Below are 25,372 nucleotides of genomic sequence, written 5' to 3' on the forward strand. Positions count from 1 at the left end.
GATCCGGCGCGGGTGCGCGGATCGGGGGCCTTCGTCGTCGATTCACCTCGCCGATTCGTGTGACAACGCACACAACAGATGGTATCAATAGGTATATGCCTAATCGAAATATGCGACTCGACATCCGCTCGTAGATCCGAATGGAGCGCTCCATGGTCATCCAGGCCGAGGCCACCACCCCCAGTGCGATCCTCGATCGCGCGTCCCTGCTGCTCGACGCCTTCGACGGGCCGGGCAGGCTCACCCTCGCCCAGATCGTGCGCCGGACCGGCCTACCCAGGTCCTCGGCGCACCGCATGCTGGAACGGCTCGTGCAACTACGCTGGCTGCGCCGCGAGGGGCGTGACTACGAGCTGGGCCTGCGGCTGATGGAGCTGGGTTCGCTGGCCGTGCACCAGGACCGGCTGCATCGCGCGGCCATGCCGTTCCTGCACGAACTGCACCGGGTCACCGGGTTCGTCGTGCATCTGGCCGTGCTCGACGGCCCGGATGTGGTGTACCTGGACAAGGTCGGCGGCGATCTGGCCGCGGCCGTGCCCACCCGGGTCGGCGGCAGGCGGCCCGCGGCGGGCACGGCGGTGGGACGGGCGATCCTGGCGCACTCCGACGAGCGTCGGGTGGCCGAGGCGCTGGCCGGGCAGTCCGGTGCCCGCACGCGCGGTCCGGTCGTCAGCAGGGCGCATCTCGACGCGGAGCTGACCAAGGTGCGCGCGCACGGTGTCGCGGTCGAGCGCGAGGAATCGCTGCCCGGGTTCGGCTGTCTGGCTGCACCCATCGGCGAGCTCGGCGAGCCCGCCGTCGCGGCGGTGTCGGTGTGCGGGCCGGTCGACCGGCTGCTGCTCGACCACCGTCTCGCCGCACCGGTGCGGACCACGGCGCTCAACATCTGGCGGCACGTCGACGACGGCCGCGTGCGGGTGCGCCCGACGCTGCAACAGCACCCGCGCCCGCTCACCGGCGGACCCACACCCCGGCCGCACGCCTATCCGCAGGTGACGCGCACGGCCTGAGCCCGCAGCGGTCAGCGCGGTTCGTTCACACAGGCGAGGGTTTCCGCCCAGTGGGAGAACGAGGTTCGCGCCGGTCGTCACCGCCCCTACGGTGGCCGGGACGCCGGTGGACCGGCACCGATCCCGTCGCCGAGCTCCAGGAGGACCCGTGACCGTCCGCGAATTCCCGACCACCGGACCGGGGGCGGTCCCCGATCCCGAGGTGGCCGCCGTGCTGGCCGCGCTCGATGCCGGGTTCCCCGATGTGGCCGCCATGGACGCCGCCGAGGTCCGCGCCGCGATCCAGGCCAGACGCCCTGCGCTGCAACGCCTTCCCGATATGCACACCGCCCGCGACATCACCATCGACGGCCCCGGTGGACCACTGCCGCTGCGGGTCTACCGGCCGACCGACGACACCGCCCTGCCGGTGATCGTCTTCGCGCACGGTGGCGGTTTCGTCTTCTGCGATCTCGACAGTCACGACGAGTTCTGCCGCGCCATGGCCGCCGGTGTCGGCGCGCTGGTGATCGCGGTCGACTACCGCCTCGCCCCCGAACATCCCGGCCCCGCCGCCCACCATGACGTCCTCGCCGCCCTGCGCTGGGCCGCCGCACACGCGCACGAATACGGCGGCGATCCGGCCCGGATCGCACTGGCCGGCGACAGCGCGGGCGGCAATCTCGCCGCCACCGTCGCCCTCGCCGTGCGCGACCACGGCGGTCCCCCACTGACCGCCCAGATCCTGCTCTACCCCGTCATCGACGACGACTTCGACACCGACTCCTACCGCCGTTTCGGCACCGGCCACTACAACACCACCCGCGCCATGCGCTGGTACTGGCAGCAGTACGCCCCCCACGGCACCGACGACGTCCGCCTGATCCCCACCCGGGCGTCCTCCCTGGCCGGACTACCGCCCGCGGTCGTGGTCACCGCCGAACTCGACCCACCCTGCTCGGCGGGCGATGCCTACGCCCGGCGCCTCGCGAGCGACGGCGTGCCGGTCCGCCACCGCCGCTTCGACGGCCTGTTCCACGGCTTCCTCACCATCCCCTCCCTGAGCGCCACCGTGACCGCACGCCGGGCGGTTTGGGCGATGGTGCGCGATGTCCTCGGCGGGAATTCGGACTGTTCGCAGCGATCGCGCACGTAGCGGCAGTCACTGGTCGACGGGGTCGGCGTCCTGGTGTTCCTCGCGGACGCGCTGTTCGATTTCGCGCCAGCGGCCGGGGGTGGGGTGGGGGTAGTCGGTGCGGTCGTCGTGTTCGGCGCCGGCCAGGACCGTGGCGGCGGCGTCGATGTCGGCGATGAGTTGCTCGGCGAGTTCGCGTTCGGCGGCGTAGTGGCGTTGGGCCCATTGCAGCACGATCTGCGAATAGGCCCAGCCGGGTTCGGATTTGGCGGCCTCGGCGTCGATGGCGGCGCGCTGTTCGAGCTGGTCGACGTCGGCGATGTGATCGCGCAGGATCTGTTTGAGGCGTTCCGGGGAGCCGAGATGGCCGAACATGACCCGCAGCAGCACATGGTGTTTGAGGACCGACGGGTCGACGGGAGCCTTGTTCCACCAGGTGGTGACGGCGGCGCGGCCCGCGTCGGTGATGCGGTAGAGGCGCCTGCCGCGCATGGCGTTGTCGTGGTCGAGGCGGGAGGTGGCGAAGCCGTGCTGTTCGAGCTTCTTCAGCTCGGCGTAGATCTGGCTGTAGGAGGGCGTCCAGTAGACGTAGCGCAGGCTCCAGTCGGCCCATTTCTTCAGGTCGTAGCCGGAGATCTCCTCTTCGTAGGAGAGCATGGCGAGCACCGCCCAGCTGGTCGGCGGCAGGTTGGGCACGCCGGGATCGGGGTCGGGAGTCGCCATCGGTGCATGGTAGCAACCATGCTTGACACGCTCGGCCCGTCGACAACCGCTGACCGGGAGAACCTCTTGAGCAGGCCACCCCGCGGCATCGAGGGTGGGGGTATGAATGCAGACAACGTCATCGTCGAGGCCGGGATACCGGCCGCCGAGCTGCGCCGGGTGCTCGGCCATTTCGCCACCGGCGTCGCGGTGATCGCCGCCCACGACGGGACCCGCCCGCTGGGGTTCACCTGTCAGTCGGTGGTGTCGGTGTCGCTGGACCCACCGTATGTGTCGTTCTGCCCCGCCAAGACCTCCACCAGCTGGCCGCTGCTGCGCGCGCAGGGCGCCCTGTGCGTCAATGTGCTGGCCGAGGAGCAGAGCGCGCTGTGCCGTCGGTTCGCGGTGAGCGGCGCGGACAAGTTCGCCGGGGTCGAGTGGGAGCGGGCGGGCAACGGCGCGCCCGCGCTGGCCGGGGCGCTGGCGCACATCGAGGTGAGTGTGGAGCTCGAGCACGACGCCGGTGATCACACGGTGGTGCTGGCCCGGATCGGTGCCCTGCGCGCGGCCGAGGACCGAAAGCCGCTGCTGTTCTATCGCGGCGGGTTCGGCGGCTTCGCGGCCTGAACGGCGAGGGGGTGGTCCGCTCTGACCGGACCACCCCCTCGCCGTGTCTCACCCCTCGATGACGTCGAAGCCCTTGTATCCGGCGGCCGCGACCTCGGCGATGATCTCGCCGTAGACGCCGAACCCGCCGACGAACGGCATGAACACCCGTGGCCTGCCCGGGATGTTCGCGCCCAGATACCACGAATTCGCCTGGGTCATCAGCGTTCCCGCCGCCCGCGCCGCGCATTCGCGTACCCAGTCGGCCACCGCGTCGGGCCGGGCCTCCAGCGCCACCGCTCCCCTGCGGTCGAGGAAGGCGATGGCCTCGGCCACCCAGTCGACGTGCAGTTCCGAGTGCAGCACCATATTGGCCAGTACCGAGGGACTGCCGGGTCCGGTCAGGTTGAACAGGTTGGGGAAGCCCGTCATCCCCAGTCCCAGATAGGTTTTCGGCCCCTCGCGCCAGGCCGCGTTGAGCGATTCGCCGCCGCGGCCGACGATGTTCATCCGCGCGACCGATCCGGTCATGGCGTCGAATCCGGTGGCCAGCACCAGGGTGTCCAGGGGGTAGTGGGCGTCGGTGGTGTGCACACCGTCGGCGTCGATGCGGGTGATGGGCGTCGACTTCAGATCGACCAGCTCCACATTGTCGCGGTTGTAGGTCTGGTAGTAGTTCGTGTCGGTGCAGATGCGTTTGGTGCCGATCGGGTGATCACGCGGGATGAGCAGCTCGGCGACCCGGGGGTCGTCGATGACGGCGCGCACCTTCTGCTCCCAGAACAGCCGCGCGGTGTCGTTGGCGGCGAGGTCCACCAACTGGTCGGGGAAGGTCTTGCTGAACAGCACACCACCCAGCGCCCACCGCTTCTCGTAGGCGTCGCGCAGTTCCCGATCGCTCACCGCCAGCGCGGACCGCGGGTACGCCTGATGCGGTGACCCGCCGCCGCTGGCCCTCGACAACCGCCTGCGTTCGGGGTAGTCCGCCTGCTGCGCCGCGCGATCGGCCGCACTGAGCGGCGTATTGCCTGCGGGCACACTGTAATTCGCGGTGCGCTGGAACACGTGTAGTTGCCGAGCCTGCTCGGCCAGGCACGGAATCGTCTGGATGCCCGAGGACCCGGTGCCGATGACACCGACACGCTGCCCGGTGAGATCGACCCCCTCGTGCGGCCAGTGCGAGGTGTGCAGGACCCGGCCCGCGAAGGTGTCCAGGCCGTCGATGGCGGGGGTGTTGGCATTGGACAGCGGGCCGGTGGCCAGCACCACGAACCGGGCCGCGACCGCGCGCCCGGTGTCGGTGGCGACCTGCCAGCGCAGGGTCTGCTCGTCGAGCACGATATCGGTGACGCGCGTGGCGAATTCGATGTCGCGACGCAGGTCGAACCGGTCGGCGACGTGCTCGAGGTAGCCCAGGATCTCGGGCTGGGTGGCGTACTTCTCGCTCCACTCCCAGTCCTGTTGCAGCGCCTCGTCGAAGGAGTACGAGTAGTCGACGCTCTCCACATCGCAGCGCGCGCCCGGGTAGCGGTTCCAGTACCAGACGCCGCCCACGCCCTCGCCCGCCTCGAACACCCGCACCGACAGCCCGCTGCCGCGGAATCGGTGCAGGGCGTACAGACCGGCGATGCCCGCGCCGACGACGACCACGTCGACGGCGGCCGGGCCGGAAGCGGAGGCCGATGGGGTCTCGGGGTTCACAGTGCCTACCTTTCGATGGAGACCGGTTCTCCGCGGCGACGGTAGGTCCGCGCGCCCGCCCCGAGCAGGTGGTCTTCCCGCTGACCGGCACACCTGGCCGGATCGATCGCCTCCCGGTCATCGGGACGATCCGCTCCGCCCACCCCGGCACCGGCCCTACCGTCGTCGGCAATTCGAGGTGGTACCAGGAGGAGACAGTGGTGGACTGGAACGAAGAGGTGGATGTGCTGGTCGCGGGCTCGGGCGGTGGCCTGGCCGGCGCCTACACCGCCGCCCGCGAGGGACTGAGCGTGGCGGTGGTCGAGGCGACCGACAAGTTCGGCGGCACGACCGCCTATTCGGGTGGCGGCGGGGTGTGGTTCCCGTGCAATCCGGTGCTCGAGCGGGCGGGCACCGACGACACCCTCGACGACGCGCTCACCTACTACCGTGCCGTCGTCGGCGATCGCACCCCCGACGAACTCCAGCAGACCTACGTCCGCCGCGGCCGCGACCTCATCGAATATCTGGAAGCCGACGACCATTTCGCCTTCCAGATGCTGCCGTGGCCCGACTACTTCGGCAAGGCGCCCAAGGCCCGCCTCGACGGGCAGCGCCACATCATGCCGACCCCGCTGCCCGCCGCCGAGCTGGGCCCGCTGCGGGACTCGCTGCGCGGCCCGCTCGACACCGACCGGCTCGGCGCCCCGCTGCCGGAGCTGCTGATCGGCGGGCAGGCGCTGATCGGGCGTTTCCTGCGCGCCCTGTCGGCCTACCCCCACGCCCACCTGCACCTGCGATCACCGCTGGTGGAGCTCGTCGTCGAGGACGGTGCGGTCACCGGCGCGATCGTGGAACGCGACGGCACCCGGCACGCCATCCGGGCCCGGCGCGGGGTGGTGCTCGCCGCGGGCGGCTTCGAGCAGAACCAGGCCCTGCGCGCGCACTACGGCGTACCCGGCGAGGCGCGGGACACGATGGGGCCCTGGGGAAATCAGGGGCTGGCCCATCAGGCGGGCATCGCGGCGGGCGCCGACACCGATCTGATGGATCAGGCGTGGTGGTCGCCGGGGCTGACCCATCCGGACGGGCGGTCGGCCTTCGCGCTGTGGTTCACCGGCGGCATCTTCGTCGACCAGGACGGGCACCGGTTCGTCAACGAGTCGGCGCCCTACGACCGGCTCGGACGCGAGGTGATCCGGCAGATGAGCGAACGCGGCCTGAGGCTGCCGTTCTGGATGATCTACGACGACAAGGAAGGCGAGGTCCCGCCGATCAAGGCCACCAATGTGTCCATGGTCGAGACCGCGGAGTACGTCGCGGCCGGGCTGTGGCACACCGCCGACACCCTCGCCGGCCTGGCCGCGAAGATCGGCGTGCCCGCGGCGGAACTGGAGGCCACCGTCGCCCGGTTCAACGACATGGTCGCCACCGGCGTCGACCCCGATTTCGGGCGCGGCGACGAGGCCTACGACCGGGCGTTCTCGAACGGCGAACCGCCACTGGTGAGCATCGACAAGGGCCCGTATCACGCGGCCGCGTTCGGTCTGTCCGACCTGGGCACCAAGGGCGGCCTGCGCACCGACACCGCGGCCAGGGTGCTCGACCGCACCGGCGCGCCGATTCCGGGTCTCTACGCCGCGGGCAACACCATGGCCGCCGTGAGCGGGGAGGTCTATCCCGGCGGCGGCAATCCGATCGGCGCGTCCATGCTGTTCAGCCACCTCGCCGTCCGGCACATCCTCGGCGACTGATCCCTTCCCGCTGGCCGGGACGGACCACCGCCGACCGGCCACCGGATGTGGTTCCGTTCACACCACCAACCCTTTCGATATCTCAGGAGCGAGACGATGGCTTCAGCCGACGACATCCGCGCGACCGTGCGCGCCTACGTGGAGGCCGTCGGCAGCGGATCCGCTGCCGACATCGTCGCCCTCTACCGCGCGGACGCGACGGTGGAGGACCCGGTCGGCAGCGAACCGCACGTCGGCCACGCGGCGATCCGCGCGTTCTACGAATCCTTCGAGCAGCTGGAACGATCCAGCGAACTGTTCGCCGTGCGGGTCGCGGGCGACAGCGCCGCGTTCAGCTTCCGGGTGGTCACCCGCTTCGGCGACCAGAGCTTCACCCTCGAGCCGATCGATGTCATGACCTTCGACGAGGACGCGCGCATCGCGAGTATGCGCGCGTTCTGGTCGCAGGACGACATGGTCGCGAGCTGAGGCCGCCATGACCGAACAGCAGTGGGATCACGAAGTCGATTTCCTCGTCGTCGGCAGCGGCGCGGGTGGGCTCACCGGCGCGCTCGCCGCCGCCGACCGCGGCCTGGACACCCTGGTCATCGAGAAGGCCGGGGTGTACGGGGGCAGTACCGCGCTCTCCGGTGGTGGCATCTGGGTGCCCAACAACCCGGTGCTGCGGCGGGAGGGCCTGGGTGACGCCCGCGCCGATGTGCGCGCCTATCTCGACGCGGTCGTCGGTGACCGGGTGCCCTCGGCCAATCTCGACGCCTTCATCGACGAGGGCCCGCGCATGCTGGAATTCCTGGAGACCAGCCCGCACCTGCGGTTCCAGTGGTGCACCGGATATTCCGACTATCACCCCGAGGCACCCGGTGGTCGTCCGGCGGGCCGCTCGATCGAGCCGTTGCCGGTGGACCTGAAGCAGCTCGGCGCCGACGAGGACCTGCTGCGCCCGGCCGCCCTGGCCACCCCGCCGGGCCTGTTCATCACCTCCAAGGACTTCGTCCAGCTCAATATGGTGACCCGCACCTGGAAGGCCCGCTGGACCGCACTGCTCACCGGGCTGCGCGCGATCAAGGCGATCGTGCTGCGCAGGCACATGGACACCCTCGGGCGGGCACTGATCGCCCGGCTGCGGCTGGCCCTGCGTGACGCCGGGGTCCCGCTGTGGCTCGACACCCCGTTGCGCTCGCTGATCACCGACGACACCGGCGCGGTCCTGGGCGTACTGGCCGAACGCGACGGGCGCGAGATCCGCATCCGGGCCCGCGACGGTGTGCTGCTGGCCACCGGCGGTTTCGAGCACGACCAGGCACTGCGCAAGCGCTACCTCCCGGAGGGTGGGCGCGACAATTTCAGCGCGGCCTCCACCGACAACACCGGCGACGGGATCGTCGCCGGGGAGCAGGTCGGCGCGGCCGTGGACCTGATGGACGACGCCTGGTGGATGCCGTCGTTCCAGCGGCCGGAGGGCATCAATCAGGTGCTGGTGTCGGAGCGGTCGATTCCGCGCTCGATCATCGTCGACAGCACCGGCGCGCGCTTCACCAACGAGGCCGCCCCGTATGTCACCTTCGTGCACGCGCAACTGGCCGGGCGCCACGATCCGGCCTGGCTGATCTTCGACGCGAAGGCCAAGAGCCGCTACCCGATCGGCGGGATCGTGCCCGGCCAGAAATTCCCCGCCTCCTGGACCTCGACCGGGCTGGTCCACAGCGCGCCCGATCTGGCCGGGCTCGCCGCCGCGATCGGTGTTCCGACCGCCACCCTGGGCGAGACCGTCGAGCGTTTCAACGGATTCGCCCGCGCAGGCCACGACGCCGACTTCGGCCGCGGCGTGAGCGCCTACGACAACTACTACGGTGACCCCACCCTGGCGACCCCGGCGCTGGACGTCCTGGACAAGGGCCCGTACTACGCGCTGCGGGTGCGCATCGGCGACCTGGGCACCAAGGGCGGCCTGGTCTACGACGCCGACGCCCGGGTGCTGCGCGCCGACGGCACCGCCATCCCGGGCCTCTACGCCGCGGGCAACACCTCGGCCGCGGTCATGGGCAACGACTACGCCGGCGCGGGCGCCACCATCGGCCCGGCGATGGTGTTCGGCTACATCGCCGCGCGTCGTGCCGCCGGACAACGCTGAGGGGGCGATCATGCAACCCGTGCAGTGCGCCACCTGCGGCAACAAGGTGCTGGCCGAGAAATTCAGTCCCAGCCACACCAGCGTCCAATGGCTCGACGACGCCGAGTCCGCGTGCCCGGAGTTCGCCCGCCGGGCCGCCCTCGGGGAACCGAGCGGCTCGATCCCCACCTGCCCCGCCCTGCGCGACTCGATCGAGAACGCCGTCCGCGCAGGCACTCTGGCCACCGACCAGCTGCGGCACGAACCCGTGCCCGGCCGCCTCGGCTGAGCCACCGACCCGAAAGGCCCTCCCATGCACAGACTCGACGACCATCGCGCCCTCGTCACCGGCGCCGCCTCCGGCATCGGCCAGGCCACCGTGCTGCGGCTGCTCGACGAAGGCGCCCGCGTGGTCGGCGCCGACGTCTCCGCCGACGGCCTGGCCGCCACCCACGCCCAGGCCACCGAGCGCGGCACCGCCGACCGGCTCACCACCCTGACCCTCGACATCGGCGACGAACAGTCGGTGATCGCGGTCGTGCGCAGCGCGGTCGACACCCTCGGCGGCCTGGACTCCCTTGTCAACGCCGCGGGCATCCTGCGCGCCTCGCACACCGAACAGACCTCCCTGGACCTGTGGGACCTGATCATCCGGATCAATCTCACCGGCACCTTCCTGGTGGTCCGCGAGGCACTGCCCGCCCTGCTCGCGAACCCCCGGGCGAGCGTGGTCAATTTCAGCTCCACCTCGGCCGCCTTCGCGCATCCGTACATGGCCGCCTACGCGGCGAGCAAGGGCGGCATCCAGTCCTTCACCCACGCCCTGGCCCTGGAATTCGGTGGCAAGGGCCTGCGCGCGGTGTGTGTCGCGCCGGGCAGCATCAAGTCCGGGATCACCGACGCGACCCCGGGATACGTTCCCGCCGACGCGGATTGGGCGCTGTTCTCGAAGCTGTCGCCGGTGCTGCCGACCGACCGGGAATCCGGCGGCGCGGGCATGGGCGACCCGACCGCGGTGGCCGGGGTGATCGCCATGCTGGTCTCCGAGGACGGCGCCTTCATCACCGGCACCGAGATCCGCATCGACGGCGGCACCCACGCGTGAGCCCGAACCACACCCCGGAGGACCCGCGATGACGGACCCGAGCTACACCGACACCCTGCAGGAGATCCGCACCGACGCGGGTGTCCTGCGCTATCACGAGATCGGCGACGGTCCCCCGCTGCTGCTGCTGCACGGCTCGGGCCCCGGCGTGACCGGCTGGCGCAATTTCCGCGGCAATCTCGCGGCCTTCGCCGAGAAGTTCCGCTGCCTGATCCTGGAATTCCCCGGCTTCGGGGTGAGCGACGACTTCGGCGGGCACCCGATGGTCACCGCGCTGGACGCGGTGGTCCGCTTCGTCGACGCGCTGGGCCTGGACAGTGTCGACATCATCGGCAATTCGATGGGTGGCGGCGTGGCGCTGAACTACGCCATCGCGCACCCGGACCGGGTCGGCAAGCTGGTGACCATCGGCGGGATCGGCCGCAACCTGTTCAGCCCCGGCCCCGGCGAGGGCATCAAACTGCTCCAGGAGTTCACCGAGGAACCCACCCGGGAACGGCTGATCCAGTGGCTGCACTCGATGGTCCACGACCCGGCCATGGTCACCGAGGAACTCGTCGAGGAACGCTGGACCCAGGCCACCGACCCGGCCACCCTCGACAGCGCCCGCCGCATGTACAGCAAGGCCGCCTTCGCCATGATGGTGCGCGCCATGGAAGCCTCCGACGCGCCCCCGCCGTGGGCGATGCTGCACAAGGTGCAGGCGCCGACGCTGATCACCTGGGGCCGCGACGACCGGGTGAGCCCCCTGGACATGGCGCTCATCCCGATGCGGACCATCCCGCGCGCCGAACTGCACGTGTTCCCGAACTGCGGGCACTGGGCGATGATCGAGCGCAAGAACGAATTCGAGTCGGCGGTGCTGGCCTTCCTCACCCGCAAGGACAGCGGCGTCTGAACACACACGACAGCGGGGGCCTGGTCACCAGGCCCCCGCTGTCGTGTGGTTCAGCGCTGGGTGCTGCCCGCGTCGACCGGCAGGGTCACGGCGGTGATGTAGCGGGCCTCGTCGGAGGCCAGGAACAGGGTGGCGTTCGCGATGTCGACCGGGTCGACCCACGGGATCGGCAGCATGTTCATGGTCACCGCGGCCTCGGCGAACTCCTCCCGGGTGGGGGCGGTGAGGTCGGGGCGGAACGCGCGGCGCACCGAGTCGTTCTGGATCATGAGCGTGTCCACATTGGTGGGATGCACCGAGGTCACCCGGACATGGTGCGGGGCCAGCTCTTTGGCCAGCGACCGCATCAGCCCGACCACACCGTGCTTGGCGGCGGTGTAGTGGGCGACCCCGACCAGGCCGCGCAGTCCGGCGATCGAACTGGTCAGGATCATCGCGCCGCCGCCGCGGGTGATCAGGTGCGGGGTGGCCGCCTTGCAGGTCTGCCACACCCCGGTCAGGTTGACATCGATCATCGTCTGCCACTGCTGATCGGTCAGCTCGAGCGCGCTGCCGCTGGAACTGATTCCGGCGGTGGCGCAGACGATGTCGAGTCCGCCCAGTTCCGCCACGGCCGCGTCCACCGCGTCGCGCAACGCGGTGCCGTCGCGCACGTCGACGGTGGCGGTGACGATGCGTCTGCCCGTGGCGGTGACGGCGGCGGCGGTCTCGGCGAGGTCCGCGGCGCTCGCCGGCGGGGTCAGGACCGAGTCGACCGGGCCGCAGAGGTCCACGGCGACGATGTCGGCGCCCTCCTCGGCGAGCCGGATGGCCTGGGCGCGGCCGATGCCGCGGGCGGCGCCGGTGACCAGCGCGATCTTGTTCGGAACTCGTCCCATGTCACACCTTCTGAGTCAGTCCGGCGTCCACCACGAGCTGGGTTCCCGTCACGTAACGGGACTCGGCGGAGGCGAGGAAGAGCACGGCATTGCTGACGTCGACCGGGTCGACCCAGGGCACCGGCAGCAGGGTGCGGCGCGCCAGCACCGCGGCCGCGTCGGCCTGCGTGGGGTGCGGCAGGTCGGGGCAGAGCTTGGCGTAGACCGTGTCGTTGAGGATCATCGGCGTGGCCACCGACCCGGGATGCACGGTGTTGACCCGGATATTGCGTGGGCCCAGCTCGTTGGCCAGGGTGCGGGCCAGGCCGACCACGGCGTGTTTGCTCGCGGCATAGTGCGCGGCACCGGCGGCCCCGACCAGGCCGTTGGTGGAGCTGACCACCACGATCGAGCCGCCGTCGGTCAGCGCGGGCACCGCGGCGCGCACGGTGTGCCAGACGCCGGTGAGGTTGATGTCGAGCGTGCGCTGCCACGCCTGGTCGGTCAGTTCCCAGGACGGGGCCAGATCGGCGTAGATCCCGGCATTGGCGACGATCACGTCGAGCCTGCCCAGCGCGGCCACGCCGTCGGCGACGGCCACATCCAGGGCGGCCTGGTCGCGCACGTCGGCGCCCGCGGTCACGCAGACCCGGCCCGCCGCCTCCACCTCGGCCGCCGTCGCCGCCAAGCCGTCGGCGGCGGAGTCGATGTCGACGGCGATGATGTCGGCGCCCTCGCCGGCCAGCCGACGGCAATGGGCGCGGCCCATTCCCCCTGCCGCGCCGGTCACCAGCGCGACGGTGTGCTGCATGCGGTTCATCGGGCGCCCCCGGAAGATCGAGTGTCCACGACCGCGACGCTAGGGTCGCCGGACCTCGCGTCCGCCCTGGTCTTCCCGGTCAGCGGGCACCCGCGCGGCGATCTCCCGGCCACCGGGAACAGCCCGTTCCGCCCGGGTGCCGCGCTGCGACGGTGGGTGCGCACACCGGTTCTGTGATCGAGGAGGGCACCAGTGACGACGGCCGAGGTTCCACGGGTGGTGACGCTGCGGGTGGCCGCGGTGATCGAGGAGACCGCCGACGCGCGCTCACTCGTCTTCGACGTGCCCGCCGAGGCGGCCGGCCGGTTCGCCTACCGCCCCGGCCAGTTCCTCACCCTGCGCATCCCCAGCGAGCGCCCCGAACCGGTGGCCCGCTGCTATTCGCTGGCCAGTTCCCCCTTCACCGGTGACCCACCGCAGGTGACGGTCAAGCGCACAGCCGACGGCTACGGCTCGAACTGGTTGTGCGACAACGTCTCCGTGGGCGACACCCTCGACGTGCTGCCACCGCAGGGCAACTTCACCCCGGCCTCCCTGGACACCGATCTGCTGCTGTGGGCGGCGGGCAGCGGCATCACCCCGGTCCTGTCGATCCTGCGCTCGGCCCTGGTCCGTGGCACCGGGCGGGTGGTGCTGTTCTACGCCAATCGCGGCCCGGAATCGGTGATCTTCGCCGAAACCCTGCGCGAGCTGGCAAGCCGTCATCCAGACCGCTTCACCGTCGTGCACTGGCTCGAATCGCTGCAGGGACTGCCCGGCGCGGCCCAGCTGGCGCGTTTCGCTGCACCGTACCCGGGCTACGAGTCGTTCGTGTGCGGGCCGGGGCCGTTCATGACGGCGGTCACCGAGGCGCTGTCGGGTGCGGGCTGGCCCCGCGAACGGATCACCACCGAGGTGTTCGTCTCGCTCTCGGGCGACCCGTTCGCCGCGCCCGCACCGCTCGACCCCGCCGACGAGGCCGACGCCGCCCACGTCGAGGTGGAACTCGACGGCACCGTGCACGCCCTGCGCTGGCCGCGCTCGCGCACCCTGGTCGACGTCATGCTCGCCGACGGCCTGGACGTGCCCTACTCCTGCCGGGAAGGCGAATGCGGTTCGTGCGCGTGCACCGTCCTCGACGGCGCGGTGGACACGCCCCCCTCGGCGGTTCTCGACCAGGACGACATCGACGCCGGCTACACCCTCGCGTGTCAGGCCCGGCCGAGCACCGATCAGGTCCGCATCCGCTTCTGAGAGGTGCCCGTTGGCCACCGATACCCTGCGCTCCGAGGTCGGTTTCGGCTCGGACCGCGGCCCCGTGCTCGGCGCGCTCATGCTCGCCACCGGCCTGGTCGCGCTGGACTCCACCATCCTCGCGACCGCCGTCCTGGCGATCACCGACGATCTCGGCGATTTCGCGCTGTTCCCGTGGCTGTTCACCAGTTACCTGCTCGCCCAGGCGGTCACCGTGCCGATCTACGGTGCGCTGGCCGACGCGTACGGCCGCAAACCGGTGATGCTCGGCGGTGTCGTGGTGTTCGCGCTGGGCTCGCTGCTGTGCGGGCTGGCGGGCAGCATGCTCGCGCTCATCGTGTTCCGCGCGGTCCAGGGCATCGGCGCGGGCGCGATCCAGCCGACCACCATGGTCATCGCGAGCGATCTCTACTCCCTCGCCGAACGCGCCACCGTGCAGGGTTATCTGGCCGGGGTGTGGGCGGTGGCCTCGGTGACCGGCCCACTGCTGGGCGGGATCTGCGCCGATTATCTGGGCTGGCGCTGGATCTTCCTGGTCAACCTGCCGCTGGCCGCGACGGCGGGCTGGATGCTGATGCGGCACCTGCACGAATCGGTCCCCCGGCAGCCGCGCCGCATCGACTACCCCGGCGCGGCCGTGCTGACCGCCGGTGCCGGCGCGCTCGTGCTCGGCCTGCTCGAAGGCGGCCACGCCTGGGCCTGGCGGTCACCCACCTCGGCGGCCGTCTTCGGCGGTGCCGCGCTGGCGCTGCTGCTGTTCGTGATCGTGGAATCGCGGGCGGCACAGCCGGTTCTGCCGCTGTGGGTGTTCACCCGGCGGGTCGTGGTCGCCGGTGGCGTGGCGGCGGTGCTGGGCAGTGCGCTGCTGTTCGGGTTCACGACCTATGTGCCGCTGTTCAATCAGGGCGTGCTCGGGTCGAGTGCGCTGGTGGCGGGACTGGTCACCGGCGCGCTCACGCTGGGCTGGCCGCTGTCGGCCGCGCAGGCCGGAAAGGTGTATCTGCGCTTCGGTTTCCGGGCGTGCGCGGTGCTGGGCAGTGCCGTCGCGGCGCTCGGCGCGGCGTCGACGCTGCTGCTCGGCGCGCACTCGCCGCTGTGGCAGGTGGCCGTCTCGTGCTTCGTGGTCGGCGCGGGCATGGGACTGGTCGCCACGCCCACGCTGATCGCGGCGCAGACCAGTGCGCGCTGGTCCGAGCGTGGCGTGGTCACCTCGGCAACCATGTTCGCGCGGTCGCTGGGCAGCGCGGTGGGGGTGGCGGTGTTCGGCGCGATCGTCAACGCGCGGCTCGGCGACGCGGAAGCGGCCACGCCGCAGGCCCTCTCGGCGGCGATCCACCTGGTGTTCGCCACCATCGCGGCCATGACCGTCGTGCTGGTGGGAGCGTGCGCGCTGGTTCCCGGCGGGCGCACCGCGATTCCCGCCCATCCAGCGGGAACGCCCGGCGCGGACGGGGTGCGCGGCCCCGAGGATGGGAGCGCATCACCGGACGACACGAGGGAGCCAGGATGCTGACAACGAGCGTGCGGAGCGAGCTCGCCGCCGAACTGGCGCGCGCCGAACGGGACCGGGTGGCGGTGGCGCCCCTGGCCGACCGGTACCCGGGGATCGACGTGGTCGACGCCTACGAGATCCAGCTGCTCAATATCCGGCGCAAGCTGGACGACGGTGGCCGGATCGTCGGACACAAGGTCGGCCTGTCGTCGGCGGCCATGCAGCAGATGATGGGCGTCGACGAACCCGATTACGGGCATCTGCTGGCGGAGATGGAACTGTTCGAGGACGTCCCCGTCGACACCGCGACCTTCCTGGCGCCCCGCATCGAGGTCGAGGTGGGCTTCGTGCTCGGCGCCGACCTGCCCGGCGCGGACTGCACCGAGGACGATGTCCGCGCGGCCACCGTCGCCTACGCCCCCGCCATCGAACTGATCGATTCCCGCATCACCGACTGGCGGATCGGGTTGTGCGACACCATCTCCGACAACGCGTCCTCGGCCGGGTTCGTGCTCGGCCGGGGCCGCGTGGCACCCGGTGACATCGACGTCACCGCCATCGACGCCGTGCTCACCCGCAACGGCGAGGTCATCGCCGAGGGGCGCTCCGACGCCGTGCTCGGTGATCCGCTCATCGCGGTGGCCTGGCTCGCCCGCAAGGTCGCGACCTTCGGGGTGCGGCTGAAGGCGGGCGATGTGGTGCTGCCCGGCTCCTGTACCAGGGCCATCGATGTCCGGGCCGGTGACGCCTTCCGCGCGGAGTTCACCGGGCTCGGTGCCGTGGACCTGCGCTTCGTCTGATTCATCCCGAGCGCCGTGCGCTCCCAACTCTTCAGGAGGCGACCGTGTCCCACGGGACCGTCGATGCCGCGATCGTGGGATCCGGCAATATCAGCACCGACCTGCTCTACAAACTGCTCCGGTCGGCATCCATCACGCCGCGCTGGATGATCGGGATCGACCCCGAGAGCGAGGGGCTGAAGCGGGCCGGCGGGCTGGGGCTGGAGACCTCGGCCGAGGGCGTGGACTGGTTGCTCGCCCGAGACGAGAAGCCCGAGCTGATCTTCGAGGCCACCTCGGCCTACGTCCACCGGGCCGCCGCGCCCCGCTACGCCGAACTCGGCATCCGCGCGGTCGATCTCACCCCCGCCGCCGTCGGCCCGGCGGTGGTGCCGCCGGTGAATCTGGCCTCGCTGCTGGACGCGCCGAACGTCAATATGATCACCTGCGGCGGGCAGGCCACCATCCCGATCGTGGCCGCCGTGTCCCGGGTCGTGCCGGTGGCCTACGCCGAGATCGTCGCCTCGGTGTCGTCGGTGTCGGCCGGGCCGGGCACCCGCGCGAACATCGACGAGTTCACCAAGACCACCTCCCAGGGCGTCGAGACCATCGGCGGCGCGCAGCGGGGCAAGGCGATCATCATCCTGAACCCGGCCGAGCCGCCGATGATCATGCGCGACACCATCTTCTGCGCCATCCCCGAGGACGCCGACCAGGACGCGATCCGCGCCTCGATCCACCGGATGGTCGCCGATATCCAGACCTATGTGCCCGGCTACCGGCTGCTCAACGAACCCCAGTTCGACGAACCCTCGGTGGTGTCCGGTGGGCTGGCGAAGGTCTCGGTCTTCGTCGAGGTCGAGGGCGCGGGTGACTTTCTGCCGCCGTACGCGGGCAATCTCGACATCATGACCGCCGCCGCGACCCGCGTCGGTGAAGTCGTCGCCGGTCAGATCCTCTCGGCCCGGGTGTAAGGAGCGAAACCATGGTCTTTTCCGCCGATCTCGACATCCGCGTCACCGACACGTCCCTGCGCGACGGGTCGCACCACAAGCGTCATCAGTTCACCGTGGACGAGGTGCGCGACATCGTCACCGCGCTCGACGGGGCCGGAGTGCCGGTCATCGAGGTGACCCACGGTGACGGGCTGGGTGGGTCCTCGTTCAACTACGGGTTCTCCAGGACCCCGGAACAGGAACTCATCCGGACCGCCGCCGAGGCCGCCAACAACGCCGCCATCGCCTTCCTCACGCTGCCCGGTGTCGGTATCAAGGAGGACATCGCCCTCGCGCGGGACAACGGCGCCACGATCTGCCGGGTCGCCACCCACTGCACCGAGGCCGATGTCTCCCTCCAGCACTTCGGGTACGCCCGCGAACTCGGCCTGGAGACCGTCGGTTTCCTGATGATGTCCCACACCCAGCCGCCGGAGGCGCTGGCGAAGCAGGCCCGCCTCATGGCCGACGCGGGCTGCCAGTGCGTGTATGTCGTCGATTCCGCCGGAGCGCTGGTGCTGGACCAGGTCTCGGATCGGGTCGGCGCGCTCGTCGCCGAACTCGGCACCGACGCCCAGGTCGGCTTCCACGGCCACGAGAACCTCGGTCTGGCCGTGGCGAATTCGGTGTACGCGGTGCGCGCGGGCGCGACCCAGATCGACGGGTCCGCCCGCCGCTTCGGCGCGGGCGCCGGCAATCTGCCCGTCGAAGCGTTCATCGGTGTCTGCGACAAACTCGGCATCACCACCGGCGTCGACTTCTTCGCCGTCACCGACGCCGCCGAGGATGTCGTCCGCCCCGCCATGCCCGCCGAATGCCTGTTGGACCGCCAGGCCCTGATGATGGGCTACGCGGGGGTCTACTCGAGCTTCCTGCGCCACGCCGAACGCCAGGCCGAGCGCTACAACGTCTCCGCCGCCGAGATGCTCGTCCGAGCGGGCCGCCGCAAACTCATCGGCGGCCAGGAAGACCAGCTCATCGACATCGCCCTCGAACTCCAGCGCGAAGCCACCAATGAGGTCACCGGGCCGATGCGGTGAGGAAGTCTTCACCGCCGACGTAGAAGGTCTGGCCGTGGATGGCGGGTGCTGTGCCTGCACGCACGATGACGCGGGCGAATTCCTCGACGGTCGGGAGCGGGCCCGCGGCGCGGCGCGCGGCGACGCTGCCGGGGTCGCGGCGTTCCAGCAGGCGGACGATGATCGTGCCGTCGATCATGTCGCCGGACACCACCGTGAACCCCACTCCGCGATCCCGGAATTCGGGGATCCGGGACCGCAGCGCGTCCTCGCCCGCCCGCTTGCTCAGCGCGATCGGGGCGTACCCGACGGGCACCTCGCCTTGCTCGTGCACGAAATGCGCCTGATGGCTGGTGACGAACACGATCCGTCCACCCTTGGGCATGAGCGGCAACACCGAAATCGCCAGGCGCACCTGGGCATCCCGGTTCAAGCGCAGCGCGTACCCGGGATCGGCGTCGCGTTCGAGTCCCCCGGAAGCGTTGAGCACCAGGGTATCCAGGCGCCCGTACCTCTCCTCCAGCTCGGCGGCCATGCCCTCGACCGCCACCGGATCCGACACGTCCGCACCGAGCACCGACGCACTGCCGCCTGCCGCGACGATCCCGTCCACCACGGCCTGGGCCCGCTTGCGCTTCTCCCGGTAGTTGACCACGACATGCGCTCCGGTCGCCCCGAACTGCGCCGCGGCTTCCGCGCCGATTCCGCGCGAGGCCCCGGTCACCAACACGACCCGCCGCTGCACCCGTTCCATCGATCGTCTCCTCCCGCCGACCCGCACGGCGTCGCATGCTTCTGATTCAGAAGCAACTATCGTGCTTCTGAATGAGAAGCGCAACAGCGGACGACGGTGCCCCGGCCGAGCCGTCGGCGAAGATCCTGGCCGCCATCGATCTGCTCGGGCAGCGCTGGATGCTGCGTGTCGTCTGGGAGCTGGAGCCCGGGCCGCTCGGTTTCCTCGACCTGCGCAGGCGGATGGGTAACTGTTCGTCGAGCATGCTGTCGGATCGGTTGCAGCAACTCCAGTCCGCCGGACTCACCCGCAAGGACGGGCCGCGCGGCGCCTACGAACTCACCACCGAGGGCGCGCTGCTGGCCGAAGCGCTGCAGCCGCTGTGGGACTGGTCCGAGCAGCGCACGAGTACCGGGGACGGGAACGGGCGCATCCCGTGGCGGCCGGCCTCGCATCCGGCACCCTAGGGACACCCTGAGGTGGGATCAGGGGTGGGACCGGATGTGCCGTGGACGGATTCGGGCTTGGCTGGAGGGATGCGTAACCTCACCGTCTCGTTGACCGTCGTCACCCTCTACGCCGTGCTGGCGACGCTGGTGTTCTGCACCATGCTCGCCGAGACGGTGTTCCTGTATCCCAACTACTTCCACGACATTCCGCACTCATTGGTCGTGGGCGAGGAGTTCACCGCGGCGGTCTCCGTCGGCAGTGTGATGCGCCCGCTGGGTGCCGTGCTGACGCTGACCGCGATCGTGGCGACCGCGGCCAGCCTGTGGTCGCGCACGGCCAGGGCCTGGACGGTGGCCTCGCTGGTGACGCTGGTGTCGGGGCTGTTCCTGCTGTCGGCGCTGTACCTGTGGGAACGCTGGACGATCCTGTTCGACGAACGCGACCAGCACACCGTCGAGGAGTTGCGGCAGACCGTGCGCGAGATCGAGGTCGCGCACTCGGTCCGCATCGTGCTCGGCGCGCTCACGGCGGTGTTCGCCGTCGTCGCGGCGGTGCGCACCTATCGTGCCCGTCTGCTGCGCGGCCTCGAGCCCGCGGCCGTGTGAGCGGTCAGCGACGGTGGAGCGACTCCTCGCTGTCGTAGCCGAGGGTGACGTCGTGGGTGATCTCGCCGCGGGTGACCGACACCTGGCTGGCGGTCGGCGGGTAGCCGCGGGCCACGACCGTGTACTCCCCTTCGGGCAGGTCCGGCACCAGGTAGCGGCCCTTCTCGTCGGTGCGGGTGGTGGCCGCCGGATCGCCACCGGCGTCGAGCACGGTGATCTGCACGTCGGCGACGGGACGATCGCCGTCGACCCAGGCCGAACCGACCAGGATGGCCATCGGCTCCAGATCGATGTCGTGGTGCAGGGAGCCGGTGTCGGGCACGGTCAGCGCGACCGCGGCCGGGCGCATGTGGTCGGCCACCGCGACCAGCGTGTAGGTCCCGCTGACCACATCGCGGCACACGTACACCCCGTCCTCGCCGGTGATGGCCGCGCCGACGACATCGCCCTCCGCGTCGGTGAGCGTGATGGTCGCCCCGAACAGGGGCTCGCCCCGGCGCGCGGACCGCACCACACCGGTGAGCTCGCCCGCCCCGATGAGCATGAGGTCCACGTGCTGGGCGCGCTCGCCCATCGACACGCTCACCGCCTCGGGCTGATGTCCCGGCGCCGCCGCGATGAGCACATAGTTGCCGGGCTCCGGCGCCTCGATGACATAGGCGCCGTCGGCGTCGCCGCTGCCGCGCGCCACCTGGCGTCCGTGCTGGTCGATGAGGGTGAGGATCGCCGCCGACACCGGGCGCGCGTCGTCGCGCCGTAGCAGCCCCGCGATCACCCGCCCGGTGGCGGCGGGCCGCAACTGACCCGCCATCTCCTGGGCATCGTGCAGGCTCACATCGCGCAGCAGGGTGGCCTCGGCGGCCTCGCCGGGCACCGGATCCTCGCGCAGCGGAATCTCTTTCATGAACACCAGCACCAGGCATGCCACCACGGCCAGGTCGGCGGCCAGGAAGAACACGCTGTGCATCGAATCGGTGAAGCCGGTGAGAATCGGGATGCGCAGCTCGTCGGGCAGGGCCGCGATGCCACTGGTGTTGCTCTGCAGGGCAGCGAGCTGCTCGGCGTCGAAACCGGCGGGCAGCTGCCCGCCGAAGGCGCTCAGGATCGAGCCGGGCAGCCGGTCGAACAGGACGGTCAGGAACACCGCGACGCCGAGGGTGCCGCCGAGCTGCCGGAAGAAGGTGGCCGCCGCGGTCGACACGCCCATCTCGGTGCGCCCCACCGCGTTCTGCGCGGCGATCACCAGCGTCTGCATGCAGCCGCCGAGGCCGAAACCCATGATCGTGCTGTAGGCCAGCGGCTGCCACAGCGGCCCGTCGAACTCCACCCGGGCGAACAGCGCGCAGCCGATCGCCAGGATGAGCGCGCCCAGCACCGGCAGCACCTTGTAGCGCCCGCTCGCCTTGGTGATCAGGCCCGACAGCTGCGAACCCACCATGATGCCCAGCACCAGCGGCAGCATGAGCAGACCGGCCTCGGTCGGTGAGAACCCGCGTACGACCTGCAGATACTGCGGCACCATGGTGATCGCGCCGAACATCGCCACACCCACCAGGAACCCACCCAGGATGGCGATGCTGAACGTCGAGCTGCGGAACAGGCGCAGCGGGATCAGCGCCGCGTCCTTCATCAGGTACTCCACCACCAGGAACAGCAGCAGACCGGCCACGCAGATCCCGTAGCAGAGCAGCGATTTCTGCGAGGTCCAGCCCCACATCCGGCCCTGTTCGGCCACGATGAGCAGCGGCACCACACCGATCACCAGGGTCATGGCGCCGAACCAGTCGATCCGGCTCGGCCTGCGCACATGCGCGACATTCAGTACCTTGGCGACCACGAGGAACGCGATCACGCCCACCGGCACGTTCACCAGGAATACCCAGCGCCAGCCCTCGATCCCGCCGAGACTCTCGTAGCCGGACAGGAATCCACCCACCACCGGCCCGAGCACCGTCGCGATCCCGAACACCATGAGGAAATAGCCCTGGTAGCGGACTCTTTCGCGCGCGGGCACGATATCGCCGACGATGGTGAACGCCAGCGACATCAGCCCGCCGGCGCCGATTCCCTGCAGCGCCCGGCACCCGGCCAGCTGGTACATGGTGGTGGCGAAGCAGCAGGCCGCCGAACCGATCACGAACACCGCGATGGCGATCAGGTAGAACGGTTTGCGGCCGTAGATGTCGGCGAGCTTGCCGTAGAGCGGGGTGGTGACGGTCGCGGTGATCAGATACGCCGTTGTCGCCCACGCCTGTTCGTCGAACCCGTCGAGACTGTTCGCGATCCGCACGATCGCGACACTGACGATGTTCTGGTCGAGCGCGGCGAGGAACACCCCCAATAGCAGGCCCGACAGGATGGTGAGTGTCTGGCGGTGCGTGAGGCGTGGTTCGGCAACGACGGTATCGGTCATGGAAAAGCCCTGGTTCTGATCGGCTGGCAAGTGGGGGTCGATCATTCGGCCCACACGAGGGCCGACAACCCCGCTGCGAGGAAAGCATCGCGCCGCGGGTGGAACTCTTCATGCACTGGTGCGCCGAGCTTACCCACGCCGCGTCCGGCCGCGACAGGGAGGGATCAAGTGACCGCCGATTTCACCCCGGATCGCCCGATTCCGCCGAGCGGACCGGACCCTTCACCGACGCCGCGTTCGGCCTGCCCCGGCGCGGTCAGGTGCTCGGCCAACGCGCACAGGGTCTGCGAGCAGCCCGCCTCGATCCGCAGGGTGGCCAGGTCGTCGCCGCGGGTGCCGCCGCGGTTCACGATCACCACCGGCACACCGTTGTTCGCCGCGCGGCGCACGAACCGCAGGCCCGACAGCACCGTCAGCGACGAGCCCGCCACCAGCAGCGCCCGCGCGCTGTCGACGAGCGCGAGCGCGGCGGCGGCCCTGGCGGCGGGCACGTTCTCGCCGAAGTACACGATGTCGGGTTTGAGCATGCCGCCGCAGGCCGCGCAGTCGAGCATGCGGAAGCGGCCGGTGTCGGCGACCACCGCGTCGGCGTCGGGCGCGACCTCGATGCCGGTGGCCGAGACGTCCTCGGCGAAGCCGGGATTGGCCGCTTCCAGGCGGTCGGCGAGACCGAGCCGGGAGATCCTGGCCCCGCAGCGCAGGCAGCACACTCCGGCGTAGGTGCCGTGCAGGTCGATCACCCGCCGGGTGCCCGCCTTGGTGTGCAGCAGGTCGACGTTCTGGGTGATGACGCCCGCGACGATCCCGGCGCGTTCGAGGCGGGCCAGCGCGCGGTGCCCGGCATTGGGGCGGGCGGCGTCCATCCGGCGCCAGCCCAGGTGGTTGCGGGCCCAGTACCGCTGCCGGAAGGCGGCGTCGCCGACGAACTGCTGATAGGTCATCGGGGTGCGCGGCGGGGACTGCGGGCCGCGATAGTCGGGGATGCCGCTGTCGGTGGACAGCCCGGCGCCGGTGACCACCACGACCCCGCGCCCGGCCAGCAACCCGGCCGCGCGACGCACCGCGGTGCCGTCCGGAGAGGAGTCCGCCATGGATCCACTCTACGAGCGCGCGGTGCCGACGGCGAACACGCCGGGGCGGAGTTGCGTGCCGGTGAGCTGCGGCGACATGATGACTGATCCGCCCGGTGATCGACTGTCAGGGGAAAACCCATGTCCGACAACGACGAACACGGCCGCGACGCGCTCACGGCCGCCGTCGACGCGACGATCGTCGCCGTACGCCGGATGTTCTACGTCCTCGGCACGGACGTCGACCGCACCGAGGGGCCGATCGAGTTCACCTTCCACGACGGCTCGACGCTGCTGCTCGACGCCGGACACGACGGCGAGGAGCTGCGGATCCGGGCGGCGCGGTGGCGCGATCCGTTCGAGCCGCTGGTCGATCCGGTCAATATCGAGTACGTGGCCGCCTCGGGCAAGTACACCGCCTTCGATGTCACCGGCGAGCAACCCTATGCCGGGCTCGCCGGTGCCCGGGTGGAGGCGGTGTCGGTGGTCGCGCTCGCCGACGGCAGGCCCCGGGCGGCGACGCTGTATCTGGACGAGGGCGTGGTGAAGGTGGAGACGCTCGCCGACGAACTCCTGGTCACCGTCGCCTGAGCAGCGCCGGGAATCGCCACCGGACGGGTGGATCTGCGCGCGGTGGGCCCACTCGAGGCAGCATGGCAGCGGCAGGGCCGGTGTGGGACGGGAAGGTGACGCGGGTGGAGCAGGTGCGGTGGCGGGCGGGCTGGGGTGTCGGGCTCGGTGTGTTCGTGGCGGTGTTCGTGCTGGTCCCGGCGACCTTCGCGGTGCAGGACGCCTGGCAGGTCCCGGTGCCGCGCCCGGTCGCCTTCGCCGAGCTCGAGCCGATCGCGACCGCGTTCTGGCTCAGCTGGGCGGCCACCCTGGCGGTGCTGCTGATCCCGGCGGTGGTGCTGGCACTGCTACCGCCTGCCCGGCTACTGGCGCTGGGCTACCTGCTCGCCACCACCGCGGTCGGCACCGTGCTGTGCGCGACCACGGTGGGGCTGGCTTTCAGCGGCCTCGATCCGGTGTGACCGGCTGCCCGGCGGCCAGGATCGTGTCGGCCAGTTCGTCGATCACCGCGCCGCGGATCTGGCGGCGCTCGTTGGCCAGCGCGGTGGTGGTGCAGATACCGAAGGCACCCTGCTCGTCGTAGAGCACCGCCGCGCCCGCGGCGATCCCCTCGTCGCTGAGGTGGCTCTCCGCCTCGATCCCCATGTCGACCCCGATCGGCATGCGCGAGAACGTGATCGAGACATCGGTGTTGATGAAGCCGATGCCCTCGGTGCCCCAGTTGGTGACCAGGCTGGTCTGCTCGCCGGTCATGGCGGCGAAGCAGAACGGCGAGGCCGGCTCGCCGTCGACCACCGGGATGTTGCGCACCCACTTGCGTTTGCGGGTGTCGTTCTGATGCTCGGTCATCTTCGGTGACCAGCCCTCGGCGTGCCCGTCGCTGCCGAACAGGTGCATGGCCTCGTCGATCATCGCCAGCGCGCTGGGCGGGGGCAGCGGCCGGTCGCGGTCGGCCCGCCACACCTCGCCCGGCGGCTGGGTGGAGCGCAGGAGCAGCAGCGCGCTGCCCCGCGCCACCACCGCGTCCTCGGCGCGCAGCTCGAGCGAGACCGCGCGCACGCGCTTCCCGTCGCGGATGACCTCGCTGGCGACGGTGAGCGGCACCGCGGGCACCGCCTTGTGCAGGTCGACGGTCAGGCGCGCGGGGACGAAGCCGTCGGTGCAGTACCGCCCCTCGACCTCGCGCGCCATCAGCCCACAGACCGGCGGACCGGACAGGGTGCTCGGTGCCCACAGGCTCATCGAGAACGGAGTCGGCCGGAAGACTCCGTCCGTGTGCGTGAAGTACGCCGGAGAGCTACTCATCGCCACCCTTTCTTACGCCGTAATACGCCTCAGACTAGAACGCATTACAGTC

Annotated in this window: 26 protein-coding genes; 18 read left to right on the forward strand and 8 right to left on the reverse strand. The window is 70.7% G+C overall.

All coding sequences use genetic code 11. From position 1 onward, the window contains the following. Window positions 1–152: 152 nt before the first annotated feature. Both ACWEMY_RS16470 and ACWEMY_RS16475 read left to right on the forward strand, forming a co-directional pair. Window positions 153–1,010, forward strand: a complete 858-nt coding sequence (locus ACWEMY_RS16470) for an IclR family transcriptional regulator (RefSeq protein ID WP_452390697.1) — start codon at window positions 153–155, stop codon at window positions 1,008–1,010. 148 nt (window positions 1,011–1,158) lie between these two features. Beyond that, entirely contained in the window at window positions 1,159–2,145 is a 987-nt protein-coding gene (locus ACWEMY_RS16475; RefSeq protein ID WP_452390698.1) for an alpha/beta hydrolase, read from the forward strand. Between the two features lie 6 nt (window positions 2,146–2,151). On the opposite strand, the gene ACWEMY_RS16480 is transcribed toward ACWEMY_RS16475, so the two are convergent. Continuing rightward, the gene (locus ACWEMY_RS16480) at window positions 2,152–2,847 is read right to left on the reverse strand and encodes a PadR family transcriptional regulator (protein WP_452390699.1); all 696 of its coding nucleotides are present in this window, start codon (window positions 2,845–2,847) and stop codon (window positions 2,152–2,154) included. Between the two features lie 102 nt (window positions 2,848–2,949). On the opposite strand from ACWEMY_RS16480, the gene ACWEMY_RS16485 reads away from it, so the two are divergent. Next, window positions 2,950–3,453 carry a flavin reductase family protein gene (locus ACWEMY_RS16485; protein WP_452390700.1) on the forward strand — a complete coding sequence of 168 codons (504 nt, stop codon included), beginning with the start codon at window positions 2,950–2,952 and terminating at the stop codon, window positions 3,451–3,453. Between the two features lie 48 nt (window positions 3,454–3,501). On the opposite strand, the gene ACWEMY_RS16490 is transcribed toward ACWEMY_RS16485, so the two are convergent. After that, window positions 3,502–5,133: a flavin-containing monooxygenase gene (locus ACWEMY_RS16490; protein WP_452390701.1), complete on the reverse strand. Its 1,632-nt coding sequence runs from the start codon at window positions 5,131–5,133 to the stop codon at window positions 3,502–3,504. 197 nt (window positions 5,134–5,330) lie between these two features. On the opposite strand from ACWEMY_RS16490, the gene ACWEMY_RS16495 reads away from it, so the two are divergent. The 6 genes from ACWEMY_RS16495 (at window position 5,331) to ACWEMY_RS16520 (ending at window position 10,979) form a co-directional block, all read left to right on the forward strand. Continuing rightward, window positions 5,331–6,866 (forward strand): FAD-binding protein, encoded by a 1,536-nt coding sequence (locus tag ACWEMY_RS16495; RefSeq protein WP_452390702.1) that lies wholly within the window; start codon window positions 5,331–5,333, stop codon window positions 6,864–6,866. 96 nt (window positions 6,867–6,962) lie between these two features. Further along, window positions 6,963–7,334 (forward strand): nuclear transport factor 2 family protein, encoded by a 372-nt coding sequence (locus ACWEMY_RS16500; protein ID WP_452390703.1) that lies wholly within the window; start codon window positions 6,963–6,965, stop codon window positions 7,332–7,334. A 7-nt stretch (window positions 7,335–7,341) separates the two neighbouring features. Further along, on the forward strand, window positions 7,342–8,997 hold the full coding sequence (locus ACWEMY_RS16505; RefSeq protein WP_452390704.1) for an FAD-binding protein: 1,656 nt from the start codon (window positions 7,342–7,344) through the stop codon (window positions 8,995–8,997). A 10-nt stretch (window positions 8,998–9,007) separates the two neighbouring features. After that, window positions 9,008–9,265: a hypothetical protein gene (locus ACWEMY_RS16510; protein ID WP_336085552.1), complete on the forward strand. Its 258-nt coding sequence runs from the start codon at window positions 9,008–9,010 to the stop codon at window positions 9,263–9,265. A gap of 24 nt (window positions 9,266–9,289) precedes the next feature. After that, window positions 9,290–10,081: an SDR family NAD(P)-dependent oxidoreductase gene (locus tag ACWEMY_RS16515; protein ID WP_452390705.1), complete on the forward strand. Its 792-nt coding sequence runs from the start codon at window positions 9,290–9,292 to the stop codon at window positions 10,079–10,081. A 28-nt stretch (window positions 10,082–10,109) separates the two neighbouring features. Then, window positions 10,110–10,979 (forward strand): alpha/beta fold hydrolase, encoded by an 870-nt coding sequence (locus ACWEMY_RS16520; protein ID WP_452390706.1) that lies wholly within the window; start codon window positions 10,110–10,112, stop codon window positions 10,977–10,979. 50 nt (window positions 10,980–11,029) lie between these two features. On the opposite strand, the gene ACWEMY_RS16525 is transcribed toward ACWEMY_RS16520, so the two are convergent. Both ACWEMY_RS16525 and ACWEMY_RS16530 read right to left on the reverse strand, forming a co-directional pair. Continuing rightward, window positions 11,030–11,857 (reverse strand): mycofactocin-coupled SDR family oxidoreductase, encoded by an 828-nt coding sequence (locus ACWEMY_RS16525; protein ID WP_452390707.1) that lies wholly within the window; start codon window positions 11,855–11,857, stop codon window positions 11,030–11,032. Between the two features lies 1 nt (window position 11,858). Then, window positions 11,859–12,656 carry a mycofactocin-coupled SDR family oxidoreductase gene (locus ACWEMY_RS16530; protein ID WP_452390708.1) on the reverse strand — a complete coding sequence of 266 codons (798 nt, stop codon included), beginning with the start codon at window positions 12,654–12,656 and terminating at the stop codon, window positions 11,859–11,861. 192 nt (window positions 12,657–12,848) lie between these two features. On the opposite strand from ACWEMY_RS16530, the gene ACWEMY_RS16535 reads away from it, so the two are divergent. The 5 genes from ACWEMY_RS16535 to dmpG are packed head-to-tail and all read left to right on the forward strand — an operon-like array spanning window position 12,849 to window position 18,195. Continuing rightward, window positions 12,849–13,889, forward strand: a complete 1,041-nt coding sequence (locus ACWEMY_RS16535; protein ID WP_452390709.1) for a 2Fe-2S iron-sulfur cluster-binding protein — start codon at window positions 12,849–12,851, stop codon at window positions 13,887–13,889. Window positions 13,890–13,899: 10 nt separating this feature from the next. Further along, window positions 13,900–15,402: an MDR family MFS transporter gene (locus ACWEMY_RS16540; protein ID WP_452390710.1), complete on the forward strand. Its 1,503-nt coding sequence runs from the start codon at window positions 13,900–13,902 to the stop codon at window positions 15,400–15,402. Beyond that, entirely contained in the window at window positions 15,396–16,181 is a 786-nt protein-coding gene (locus tag ACWEMY_RS16545; protein ID WP_452390711.1) for a 2-keto-4-pentenoate hydratase, read from the forward strand. Before ACWEMY_RS16540 ends, ACWEMY_RS16545 begins: the two co-directional genes overlap by 7 nt. Before the next feature lie 44 nt (window positions 16,182–16,225). Next, window positions 16,226–17,134: an acetaldehyde dehydrogenase (acetylating) gene (locus ACWEMY_RS16550; protein WP_375928154.1), complete on the forward strand. Its 909-nt coding sequence runs from the start codon at window positions 16,226–16,228 to the stop codon at window positions 17,132–17,134. Window positions 17,135–17,145: 11 nt separating this feature from the next. Beyond that, window positions 17,146–18,195: a 4-hydroxy-2-oxovalerate aldolase gene (dmpG, locus tag ACWEMY_RS16555; protein WP_452390712.1), complete on the forward strand. Its 1,050-nt coding sequence runs from the start codon at window positions 17,146–17,148 to the stop codon at window positions 18,193–18,195. Here dmpG and ACWEMY_RS16560 read toward each other — a convergent pair. Beyond that, window positions 18,176–18,928: an SDR family oxidoreductase gene (locus ACWEMY_RS16560; RefSeq protein WP_452390713.1), complete on the reverse strand. Its 753-nt coding sequence runs from the start codon at window positions 18,926–18,928 to the stop codon at window positions 18,176–18,178. The two genes, dmpG and ACWEMY_RS16560, sit on opposite strands and share 20 nt — an antisense overlap. Before the next feature lie 71 nt (window positions 18,929–18,999). Here ACWEMY_RS16560 and ACWEMY_RS16565 point away from each other — a divergent pair, with 71 nt between their 5' ends. Both ACWEMY_RS16565 and ACWEMY_RS16570 read left to right on the forward strand, forming a co-directional pair. Beyond that, a complete protein-coding gene (locus tag ACWEMY_RS16565) occupies window positions 19,000–19,374 on the forward strand; it encodes a winged helix-turn-helix transcriptional regulator (protein ID WP_375928160.1) in 375 nt (124 codons plus the stop codon). A 69-nt stretch (window positions 19,375–19,443) separates the two neighbouring features. After that, complete coding sequence (locus ACWEMY_RS16570) at window positions 19,444–19,962, forward strand: hypothetical protein (protein ID WP_452390714.1); 519 nt, start codon at window positions 19,444–19,446, stop codon at window positions 19,960–19,962. A gap of 4 nt (window positions 19,963–19,966) precedes the next feature. Here ACWEMY_RS16570 and ACWEMY_RS16575 read toward each other — a convergent pair whose 3' ends face one another. Together ACWEMY_RS16575 and ACWEMY_RS16580 are read right to left on the reverse strand one after the other, a co-directional pair. Continuing rightward, complete coding sequence (locus ACWEMY_RS16575) at window positions 19,967–22,375, reverse strand: MFS transporter (RefSeq protein WP_452390715.1); 2,409 nt, start codon at window positions 22,373–22,375, stop codon at window positions 19,967–19,969. A gap of 164 nt (window positions 22,376–22,539) precedes the next feature. Further along, complete coding sequence (locus ACWEMY_RS16580) at window positions 22,540–23,466, reverse strand: Sir2 family NAD-dependent protein deacetylase (protein WP_452390716.1); 927 nt, start codon at window positions 23,464–23,466, stop codon at window positions 22,540–22,542. Window positions 23,467–23,586: 120 nt separating this feature from the next. Here ACWEMY_RS16580 and ACWEMY_RS16585 point away from each other — a divergent pair, with 120 nt between their 5' ends. Next, window positions 23,587–24,036, forward strand: a complete 450-nt coding sequence (locus ACWEMY_RS16585; protein ID WP_375928168.1) for a hypothetical protein — start codon at window positions 23,587–23,589, stop codon at window positions 24,034–24,036. A 104-nt stretch (window positions 24,037–24,140) separates the two neighbouring features. Then, complete coding sequence (locus tag ACWEMY_RS16590) at window positions 24,141–24,476, forward strand: hypothetical protein (protein ID WP_452390717.1); 336 nt, start codon at window positions 24,141–24,143, stop codon at window positions 24,474–24,476. Here the strand turns inward: ACWEMY_RS16590 and ACWEMY_RS16595 are convergent. Continuing rightward, complete coding sequence (locus ACWEMY_RS16595) at window positions 24,454–25,320, reverse strand: acyl-CoA thioesterase domain-containing protein (RefSeq protein ID WP_452390718.1); 867 nt, start codon at window positions 25,318–25,320, stop codon at window positions 24,454–24,456. The two genes, ACWEMY_RS16590 and ACWEMY_RS16595, sit on opposite strands and share 23 nt — an antisense overlap. Between the last annotated feature and the right edge of the window lie 52 nt (window positions 25,321–25,372).

It is taken from the genome of Nocardia sp. NPDC004415, from assembly GCF_053602435.1.